Raw genomic sequence first — 10333 nt, forward strand, 5'->3', positions numbered from 1 at the left:
ACGACTCGGCCCGCCCTCGACCGCACGAACCTAGCGGCCTTGGACCTTGACCAAACACATAGGGGCACCCCCCCCGGAGGCCGCATCCTCTACGCCCGCGACGGCGCCCTCTACTGGAAAGGCCCAGGCGGCACCGAAACCATGATCGCCCCCGCCTGAACAGCTACAGGGCGTCATACGCCCGTTTCTGCACGGCAGTCGCTGGAACCCTGGCGTCCGGGCATCATGCCCCTGGGCGGGCGCCCAGGTGGCCGCGCGTGCTCCCCTCATGCACGACCACCCGCACCCTCAACCCCAACAGCACCGCAGTCGGCGGGAGTTCTTGCGGCGCCGCAGGGGGAGCCCGCACGTGGCATCGCCGCGCCGGCGCTGCGGCGATGCCACACCACCGCGCCTACCCCCAAACCTGAACCCCACGCCCAACACACGACAACACCCCCGCTCCTGGCCAGCACTTGGCCAGGAGCGGGGCATCCCTGCTGCACCTAGGACCGATCCGGTGGCGTCGAGTACCGCTCGATGCTGGCGCGGCCGGTGGAGCGGTCCAGGAGCCGCAACTCCCACGGCCCGGTGTTCACATCAAAGTCCTTGCCGAACCCGACCCACTTGCCCGCCATGCGTCGGCCTGTGGGCTCGACCAACAGCTGGATCGCGCCGTGGTAGCGGGCACCCTGGTAGTACCCGTCTGCCGCGGTCTGTTCCGTCCAGGTACCGGTCACGACGTTGCGGTCAACGGTGAGATCCAATGACAACGGACTGTCCAGATTCGTCGACGCCCCTGGCAGGCTCTGCGCCGTCAGGCGGTTGCCGTGCTGGACGACCACGACGTGATGCCGGCAGTCGAACGTCTCATCCCTGCTGGACGAATAGAACTCATACCGAGACAGCCACACGCCCGCGTACTCCCCCTGAGGGGCCACCGCTGGCGCCGCGGCTATATCGAGGGCGCCGACATCGCCGGCATCCATGTCATGGCCCCCTGCGCCATCCGCGCGCACGCGCGCCATAGGAATGGCGAAGCCAAGCGACTCGGGCGCGCGGCCGGTAAACCGCTTCAGTGCACGCGCATACAGCGGGCGGCACGTCCGCGTGACACCCGACTCCCAGCGCTGCACGAGCCGCTTCGAGGCATCGTTCGGCTCCCCGATCTCGTCACCGGCCCGGCGCAGCCCCTGGGCGAACTCGTCCTGACTGAGATTCATCGACTTACGCACCGCAGTGAGCACGTCATTGGGGACCCGCTCGCGTTCCGTCATCGTCGTCATAGATCGAGGCTAGCCACAGCACGGCAGGAATGACACCGGTTTGACGCCCACGAAATGACCCCGAGATGACGCCTCAGCGACGCCGTGAAGGTCGCCGCGATGACCGGGACACATCCGGACCATGGTCACCATGACCACACCGAAGACCACCCAGGAGAAGCCCGTCGAACTTCCTGTCGGCTTCAACGCCTGGCTCCTAGACTGTGCCCCTGTCGAGGGCTGCACCGTATGCGCCGCCAATCTGCGCCAGCTCAGAGCGCACCGGGAAGCAGGTCGGATCACGCAAGCAGCCAAGCATGCGACGGAGATCCGAGATCACGCGTCCGGCGCCCACGAGCCGAGGTAGCGGACTAAGAGTCTCCCCGTATCCCCAGGTCAGAAGGTGTGGAACGACCTGAATCCTGGGGGATTTCTGGGGGATCTGGGGGCCTCTGAGCATCCGTGGGGGACGTTTGGGGGGGGTGCCGTGCCCACCTGTCTACACCACCTTCCACCCTGCCTCACCAGAGAGTTTGTGTAGGTCAGAGGGTGTTCTTCTCGCGGGGTGCCGTCGGGTAGTCGTTGTAGCCCGTCGCCCCGCCCTGGTACATCACGGTCATCGCCATCGAGCTCGACGGCGAACTCGACCTGTACCGGGGCGCAGGGCCTGGCTGATCCGGGCGAGCAGCACATCCCGGCCGGTCCCGGGCGTCGGCGTACGACAGGCGCCGACGCCCGGGACGACACCACGCCCGCCCGGTCGGCAGCCCTATGCCAGGGCCCGCGCCCCCTCGGCCCGCACTCGCCGCCGCAGCCAGGCGGCGGCGAGTGCGGCCGCGACCAGCAGCCCGCCGCCCACGGCCCACGGCCCGGCCCCCGGTCCGCCCTCGGCGGCCTGCGCCGCCGTCATCGCGGCCTGGTCGGCCTTCGCTCCGGCCGGCAGGGTGTCCATATCGGCGGCGCACACCACGGGCGACTGTGACTTCCCCAGGTATGCGCAGGCCGTCGAGGTCGCCCGCAGCTGCCCGACATCCGGCTTGCGCAGGGTGGCAGCCATCTTGAAAGCCGCCTTGTCGCCGGCTCGCACGCCGCCCCGCCAGACGACCTCGTCACCGTGCACCTTCAACCCGTCGGCCGCGTCCAGCGCCTTGGCGAAGGACGGCAATCGCTGGACGATGCGCAGGTCCCGGAGCTCCTTCTCGCCGGCATTGGTGAGCGTGACCGTGTAGTCGAGCCGGTCGCCGGTGTCGGCGGTCGTCCGGCCGTCGTCCACCGCGATGGACATGGCCGGAGGTACGGGAGGAGCAGCGGGGGCGGCGGCTGCGGGCAGTGCCAGCAGCAGGGCGGCGGGGGCGACCAGGAGCAGGGCGGGCATGGGGAGCCTCTCGACAAGGAGCGCGTGGTCCCAAGGTGCGGGATTCACGACATTGCGCGATTTGCTGGATTCACTGAATTACATAGCCATACGCGGGAGTTCACACGTATCGCGGCCGACTCTAGAGATCACACAGGTAGGCGGAGGGCAGGGCACGCCGGTCACGGCCGAGAAGCAGACCCAGAGGTCCTTCGGTGCGGCACGGGCCGGAGGCCGCCCCTGGGTGGGACGGCCTCCGGTCTGGCGTTCGGTTGTGCGGTGGTGCTACTTGTCCTTCTTCTCCTGCGGAATCACCGCCGAGGTACGGCAGTTGCCGCCCTTGTAGGCGCGGTTGTGACCGGGGGCGCAGGTGGATGCGTCGGGTCCAGTGACCACGTTCTTCAGGATCCGGTTACCGGCCGGCGGGTTGCCGACGGTGACCGCGTAGCGAATGGTGACGGACTTGCCGGCGGGAATGTCACCGGTCCAGACGATCTTGCGGTTCTTGAAGGCCGCGTGACCCTTGCCACCGGTGTCGATCTGGCCGGCGAACTTCGCGTCGTCCAGAACGTCGGTGAGGTCGTCGGTGACCTTCGCACCGTCGTAGTCGGACTTGGTCCGGTTGGCGATCTTGACAGAGTAGATCACCGTGCCGCCCTCGCCCGGATCGGCCGGAACCATGGACTTGTTGATGTCGAGGAACGGGATGTCCTCGCTCTCGCCGCCGCACCAGTCGTCCGGCTTGTCACCGCAGTTGGAGCCCGACGGGCCCTTCACCTTGTTGCCGAGGCGCAGGTTGCCCTTCGGCGGCGGACCGACCTTCACCGTGTAGGTGATGGTCACGATCTGGGCCGGCTCGATGTCGCCGGTCCAGGTCAGTACGCCCTTGGCCAGGGTCGGCGCCGCACCGGAGTCGGCGCGGGGGGTGCCGACCAGCGTGGCGTCGTCCAGGACGTCCTTCAGGTCGTCAATGATCTTCACGCCGGTGGCCTTGGCGGTACCGGTGTTCTCCACCTGGATGGTGTAGGTGACGTTCTGGCCGGTCTTGGGCTTGTTGGTGGACGCCGTCTTCCGGATCACCGGGTTGGCGACCTTGGACTCGTGGCGGCACGGCGGCGGGGTGCCGCCGGGCTCGCACAGCGTGCCCACCGGGCCGATGACCGCGTTGCTGAGCTTGCGGTCGCCGGTGGCCGGCTTGTTGAGCTTCACGCTGTAGGTGATCGTCGACTTCTGGCCCGGGTCCAGGTCACCCGTCCACACGATCTCCGAGGACGCCTCCCGGTACTCCACCTGGTCCGGGCCGACCAGCTTGACGTCGCCGTTGTAGACGCCGTCGTCCAGCACGCCGGACAGATCGTCGGTGAAGTTCCCGTACTGCGACTTCGCCCTGCCCTTGTTCTCCACGACCACCGTGTAATTCACGGTGTCACCCGGCTTGGGAACCGTCGGCGACGAGGTCTTGGTGTAGCGGACATCGGCAATACCGTCCGGGCCCGAGAAGCAGCCGGGCTCGCGGCCGGTCGGACACTGGCCCGGACCCTTGACGCCGTTGGAGAGGCTCTTGTTGCCCTTCATCGGGATGTCGATCGTCACCGAGTACTTAACGACCGCCGCAGCACCCGCCGGAAGGTCGTGCCGCCAGGTCAGGTTGGGCGCCGCGTACGATACCTGTCCCACGTCGGCCTGCTGGTCGTTGTTGAACGTGGCGTCGTCGATCACGTCGGACAGGTCGTCGGTGAACGTCGCACCCGGGTAGTCCGCAGTACCGGTGTTGGTCACCGTCACCATGTACTCCACCGTGTCACCCGGCTTGGGGGTCGTGCTGCTCGTCACCTCCTTCCTGTACTCCAGCTGCGCGATGTCTCCGCTGCCCCGGGTGCGACCGCTGCCCTGGCAGTCCAGGTCAGTCGAGGTGGCACCGCAGTTGGAGTCCTCCGGACCGACCACCGTGTTGGTCAGCTTCTTGTTCCCGGCGGCCGGGTTGTTGATCTTCGCGGTGTAGGTGACCTTCACCGTCTGACCGGGAGCCACATCCCCGGTCCACTTGATCTTCGGCGCCGTGTAGGAGGCCGTCCCGGATTCCGCCGCCACATCCTTGGTGTACGTGGCGTCGTCGATGACGTCCGACAGGTCATCCTCGAACCAGGCAGCCGGGTAGGGAGCGGTCCCCTCGTTCTTGACCAGCACCTGGTAGCTGACCTTGTCGCCCGGCTTGAGCGGGGTCGGCGCCGTCATCGTCTTGATGAACTTCAGGCTCGCCACGTTCGGCGGCTTCGGGGAGCACGGCGGCGGCGTGTTGCCCGGCTGGCAGAGTACGTCGTCAGTGGAGCTCACCCCGTTCTTGAGGATCTTGTCGCCCAGGTCAGGGGTGTTCACCGTGAACGTGTAGGTGATCACCACCTTGTCGCCCGCGGCCACCGGACCGTTCCAGGTGATCTTCTTGCCCGGCTCGTCGTACACCGCGCCCTGGTCCGGGCCGTCCGTCAGCGTGGCGTCATCCACCACACCCGACACATCGTCGGTGAACGAGGCATTCGGGTAGTCCGCGGTGCCGGTGTTCTCCAGCGTCACCGTGTACTTGATCTCCGAGCCCGGCTTCACCGGCGACGGTGCATCAACCTCCTTCTTCATCCCCAGGTTCGCGATGCCCTCTTCCTCGCCACCGCACTCGGGCTCGGTGGAACCAGGCGGACAACCCGGGCCCACGATCTTGTTGTTGAGCTTCTTGTCACCCAGCGGCGGCGTGCCCACCGTCGCCGAGTAGGTGACCGTCACGGTCTCCCCGGCGGCCACATCGCCGGTCCAGGTGAGCTTCTTGCCGGCCGCGTCGAAGACCGGCGCGTTCGGCGTCCGGGCCGAATCCGAGGAAACAGCCGCCTCGGTGCCGTCCCACGCGGCGTCGTCCAGCACCCCGGACAGGTCGTCCGTGAACGAGGCACCCGGGTAGGTGCCGCTGCCGGAGTTGACGGCCGTCACCTGGTACTTGACGACCATGCCCGGCTTGATCGGCCCCGGCGTCAGCAGCTCCTTCGTCAGCTTCATCGTGCCGATGCCCTTGGGACCGCTGAAGCAGCCCGGCTCGGTCCCGGTCGGGCAGTTGGAGCCCGAGCTCGCGACCGCGTTCTTCAGGGACTTGTCCCCGCCCGCCTTCAGCGGATCCGGGATCTTGACCTTGTAGGTGACGGTGACCTTGCTGCCGGCCGGAACCGTCCCGGTCCAGGTCAGCTTCTGCGTGGCGTCGTCGTACGCGGCGGCCTCGTCACCCGACGGCGCCGTGGTGATCGACCCAACCACGAAGTCCGCGTCGTCCACCGCACCCGACAGGTCATCGGTGAACTTGAACCCCGGGTAGTCGCCCGCACCCGCGTTGTCCAGCACCACCTTGTACGTGACGGTGTCACCGGCCTTCACGTCGGCCGGCGTGGCCGTCTTGGTCATCGTCACGAACGCGCCGTTCAGCGCGACATCCGCCGAGCAGCCCGAGGCGCAGTTGGCGTCCGTCGTACCGGTCGCCGCGGTGACCTTCGCGGTGTTGGTCTTCCTGCCCGTCGTCCCCTCCGGGACGGTTCCGGTGAACGTGTACGTCACCGAACCGCCCGCCGCGACGTTCACCTTGGTGGTGTCCGGCAGGTCGCCGGTGCCGTTGGCGGCGCTGCAGGCACTACCCGTGCTCTCCTGACACGACCAGGTGAAGGAGTTGAACTCCGTCGGCAGAGTATCGGTGAGCGTGGCGCCCACCGCGTCCGAGGGGCCGGCGTTCTTCACCGTCACCGTGTAGGTGAGCGGCTGGCCCGGCACGTACGCACCGTCCGTACGGTCGGAGGTCTTCTCGATCGACAGCGCGGTCTCCGAGGCGCCCGCGGTCACCTTGGCCGAAGCCGAGCAGCTCGTGGCGCAGTTGGTGTCGAACTCGTTGGCGCCCGGGGCGATGGTGACCGTGTTGTCGATGTCACCCGTCGCGTTGGCCGGTACCTTGCCCGTCACCGTGTAGACGACGTCGCCGTCCTTGGCGACAGTGGCCTTGGTGTCGAGGGGGCCGGTACCCGAAGGGGTGTCACAGGCGCTCGGCGCGGTGGCCGCGCAGGTCCAGGTGAAGTCGCCGATCAGGTCCGCCAGCGGATCCTTGACCGTGGGGTGCGCCGTCTCGGGACCGTCGTTGTGCACCTTGATGCTGTACGTCAGGTCCTTGCCCGGCACATACGTCGTCGAGGACGGCGTCTTCGTCACGGACAGCGCCGTGGCCGCCGTGAAGGTCACGTCGGTGTCCAGTGGCGGGTTCAGGCCGGTGATGGCCGTGACGTTGCCCGGCCCGTTGGTGTAGGTGCCTGTCGTCGCCGAAGTGACCGGCACGGTGATCGTGCACGAGGCCATGCCCGTGTTCAGGTTGCCGGTCGCCTGGATCGAGGATCCCCCGACCGGGGCGTTCACCACCCGCGACGGGCAGGTGCCGCCCGTCGCACCCGCGACCTTGAGCCCGGTCGGCAGGGTGTCGGTGAACCCCCAGCCGTTCTTCGAGGCCAGCTCGGTGGTGTTGGTGACGGTGAACGTCAGCGTCGACTGCGTGTTCTGCGGGACGCTGGCCGGGCTGAACTCCTTGTCCAGCGTCGGCGTCGCGTCGAGCAGCTTGATGTTGTCGAATGCTCCGTCGTTGCCGGCGGCCGCGCCGTTCGCGTTACGCAGCTCGATGCCCACCGACGTGTCCGTGGCCAGTACGGACCCGTTCGAGGAGTACCGGCCGACCCGGACCTGCTGCGCTGGGGAGGTCCCGGTGCCTGGTGCGGCGATCCCGGCCCCGGTGCAGGCGTCGATCGGCGTGCCCGCCGCCGTGGTGGTTCCGCCGCTGAGCAGCGAGAACTGTGCGTAGGGCCGCCCGACGTTGCAGCCGGTGGCCGCGTAGTCGACGCTGAAGGCCAGGAACCGGTTGGCGGCCGCGAGGCGGATCGGGGAGGCCGTCCTGAACTGCAACAGGTTGGGGGCTTCGTTGCGATCCGTGAGGGCCGTCACGGCGTGGTTAGTATCCGCGGCCGTGTCGCTCTGGCCGTTGAACTTCCCCAGGGCCCATGCCTGCTGGCGTGTCGCATCGCGCGAGCCGGCAGTGGCACAGTTCCCGAAGAGCTCACTGGTGCGACTGCGGACGTTGCCGTTGCAGTTAGTGAGCCAGGCCTGATCGGCGTCGTACTGCATACCCGTCGCGCCGGTATAGGCCGTGAGGAGGATCGGGGCGTCGGGGTTGGGGGGGTTGTTCTCGAAGTCCTCCGCGTACACCTCCGTCGGCGCCTGCGCCGCCCTGGGCGCAGCCTTATAGGCGGCGGCAGTCGATGTATCCGCAGACGCTGGCAGCGCTGCTCCCAGCGACAGCGCCGAGGCCACCATTCCTGCTGCGGTGATTCCCGACAGGGCTTTCTCTGTCCCGCGCCGCAGCGCACGGGTTCTTGCCCGGCTCTCACCAGGCAACAATCTTGGTCGATTCATGACCCGCTTCCGGTTTAGACAACGGACTTGTCATCCCGGAGTTACGCAGGCATGCGCACCCAGAGCCCGAAGGCGCACACGTACGTGATCGTTTTGGGGCGGGAATGCACCCTCTCGGCCCCTCCCGTACAGCAGGAGAGGGCCGGCGCCGCGCACCCCGAGCAGGTCAGTTCGCCGGCCGGCGACCCCACACGTAGACCGCATCGCCCTGCCGTACCGCACTCCACAGCCGTTTGGCGTCGGCGAAACGTAGGTTCACACAGCCGTGCGAGCCGGGCGGGCTGTAGATGTCGGCGTACGTGCCGTGGAAGGCCTGGCCTCCCGAGAAGAACTGGGAGTAGGGCATCGGCGCGTTGTACAGCGTGGAGTGGAAGTCCTTCACCCGGAAGTAGATGCTGTACCAGCCGGTACGCGTCCCCAGGCCCGGCCGCCCGGTCCGGATCGGCACCGGGCCGTAGGTGATCTTCCGCCCCTTCTGCACCCACAGCAGCTGGCGGTTCAGGTCCGCACAGACGATCCGCCGCCGGCGTACGGGGCATCTGCCGCCGGCGTTCGGGTGGGCGATGGCGTCCATCAGCTTGGCCAAGCCCCAGGTGACCGGGCCCGCATAGCCCGTGTCTGGAATGATCTTGGCCCTAATCTGGAACCTCTGGATCGCCTTGCAGTCCGCCGCGGACTGCTTGCCGTCCACCCTCAGCTTCAAGAAGCGCTCCAGCTCGCGCTGGCGCGGCCCAGTACGCCGAGTGCAGAACGGCGCCCGCTTCAGGATCTCCGAGGCCGGCACTCGCTCCAGGCTCGGCAGCTGCGGCAGAGGCCGCGGGTCCCGCTGCAGCCCCTCGGGCAGCGCCCGCACACCCTCGGGCACCATAACGCCCTGGTCGGGGGCGTCGGCGTAGCCGGGCAGCGACGACAGCCACGCCACCGCCCGCGGATCCTCGACGCGCAACTCCCCCGGATCGTCCGCGCGCGCAGACACCGGCGCGGGAACCCCGTCCGCCACGGCCGGCGCTACGCCGAGCCCCAGCATCATGACCCCGGCAACAGCGGCCACGGCCCCTCTAGTCCAGCCGCGCGCCATTGCGCCTCCGCTCTCCAGCAACACCGACCGGACAACATATAGCGCAATAAGCGGCATATCTGGCGAATGTGCGGTCGCGATGACACCGTGTGGCGACATCGCGCCTCCGAATGTCATGCCGGACGGGTCGCATTACCTCGGACGATCGGTGATTGGCTGAGCAGCCATCGACAAGGCCCTCACAGTGGTTTTCGGGACCAACTGGGCGGCGTGTTCGGTATGTCAGACGGCGCAATAGTGCTGCCGGGGAGTTCCTGGTCGGCCCGCACCGTGCTGGGAACTCGACGCCAGCCTCGTTGCCTGCATGCGGCCTCAGTGACCTGGCCGATGAGAGTAATTGGGCCGCTGGAATCGATGCCCACGAGTACGGTGCCGTAGCGGTGCCCCATGCGAAAGGCGAAGTCGTCGAGGCCAAGGGCCTCCACCTCGCCGACCTCCGGCTCGGGCAGGGCTTTGACCAGTTGCAGCAGTGGTCCGTGCCCGCGGTGATGCCCAGCGCGGCCGCGGGCCGGGCTCCGGCCCGGCCCGGCCCGCGAGGGCCAACCCTATCTGCGCCAACACCCGACGCAGCAGCAGCAGCGTCTGCCTGTCATGAGGAGTGGTCAGCCCCCTGCTTGTTCGACGAACGTCGCCTCGGTGCAGACAGGATTCTCGCAACGGAAGCGGCGCACACGTAACTCGATCACGACGTCGACCCCGCCGACCGCAAACATCAAGCAGCCTGCGCACGTACCGGCCGTGATCCCGGATTGAAGCCTGAAGCCTGACCGCAGCGACAGGATCCGACCAGCGCCCGCACTCGCGTCCTCAACACCACTACGGCCGGCCGCCGCTCGACCTCCTCGATCAGCAACGCGGACAGATACGGAAACAGCTCCAAGAGCAGATCACGCGAGCACGCGATGCATGATTGCGAACCGTCGGCATGCTCCGCTCCGCCGTCCGGATCACGAGATCGGCGACAGAACCAAGGTTCGCGATGGCAAGGTAGCCAACCAGCCGATCTACTTGGGCATTGCTGTCACGGTCGAGGCGGCACCCGAGGCATTCTCGGGATCTGGGCCGGCGACGGCGGCGAGGGCACCTGCACTAGTTCCAGGTCTTCACCGAGCTGACGAACCGCGGAGTCGCAGCAAGGCCACGGAGTTAAGCGGCGGAACCGTCCGTCAAGAGGGTGATCTCGTC

At 67.8% G+C, this 10333-nt stretch carries 4 protein-coding genes; all 4 read right to left on the reverse strand.

The features are described 5' to 3' along the window. Positions 1-485 precede the first annotated feature (485 nt). Complete coding sequence (locus H9Y04_RS45135) at positions 486-1256, reverse strand: helix-turn-helix domain-containing protein (protein ID WP_187820069.1); 771 nt, start codon at positions 1254-1256, stop codon at positions 486-488. Between the two features lie 757 nt (positions 1257-2013). After that, positions 2014-2619: a DUF11 domain-containing protein gene (locus H9Y04_RS45140; RefSeq protein ID WP_187820066.1), complete on the reverse strand. Its 606-nt coding sequence runs from the start codon at positions 2617-2619 to the stop codon at positions 2014-2016. Between the two features lie 264 nt (positions 2620-2883). Next, positions 2884-7863 (reverse strand): DUF7927 domain-containing protein, encoded by a 4980-nt coding sequence (locus H9Y04_RS45145; protein ID WP_187820067.1) that lies wholly within the window; start codon positions 7861-7863, stop codon positions 2884-2886. A 373-nt stretch (positions 7864-8236) separates the two neighbouring features. Beyond that, entirely contained in the window at positions 8237-9121 is an 885-nt protein-coding gene (locus H9Y04_RS45150) for a L,D-transpeptidase family protein (RefSeq protein ID WP_308802057.1), read from the reverse strand. Between the last annotated feature and the right edge of the window lie 1212 nt (positions 9122-10333).

Source organism: Streptomyces polyasparticus (assembly GCF_014493765.1).
GTDB classification, from domain to species: Bacteria; Actinomycetota; Actinomycetes; order Streptomycetales; family Streptomycetaceae; genus Streptomyces; species Streptomyces polyasparticus.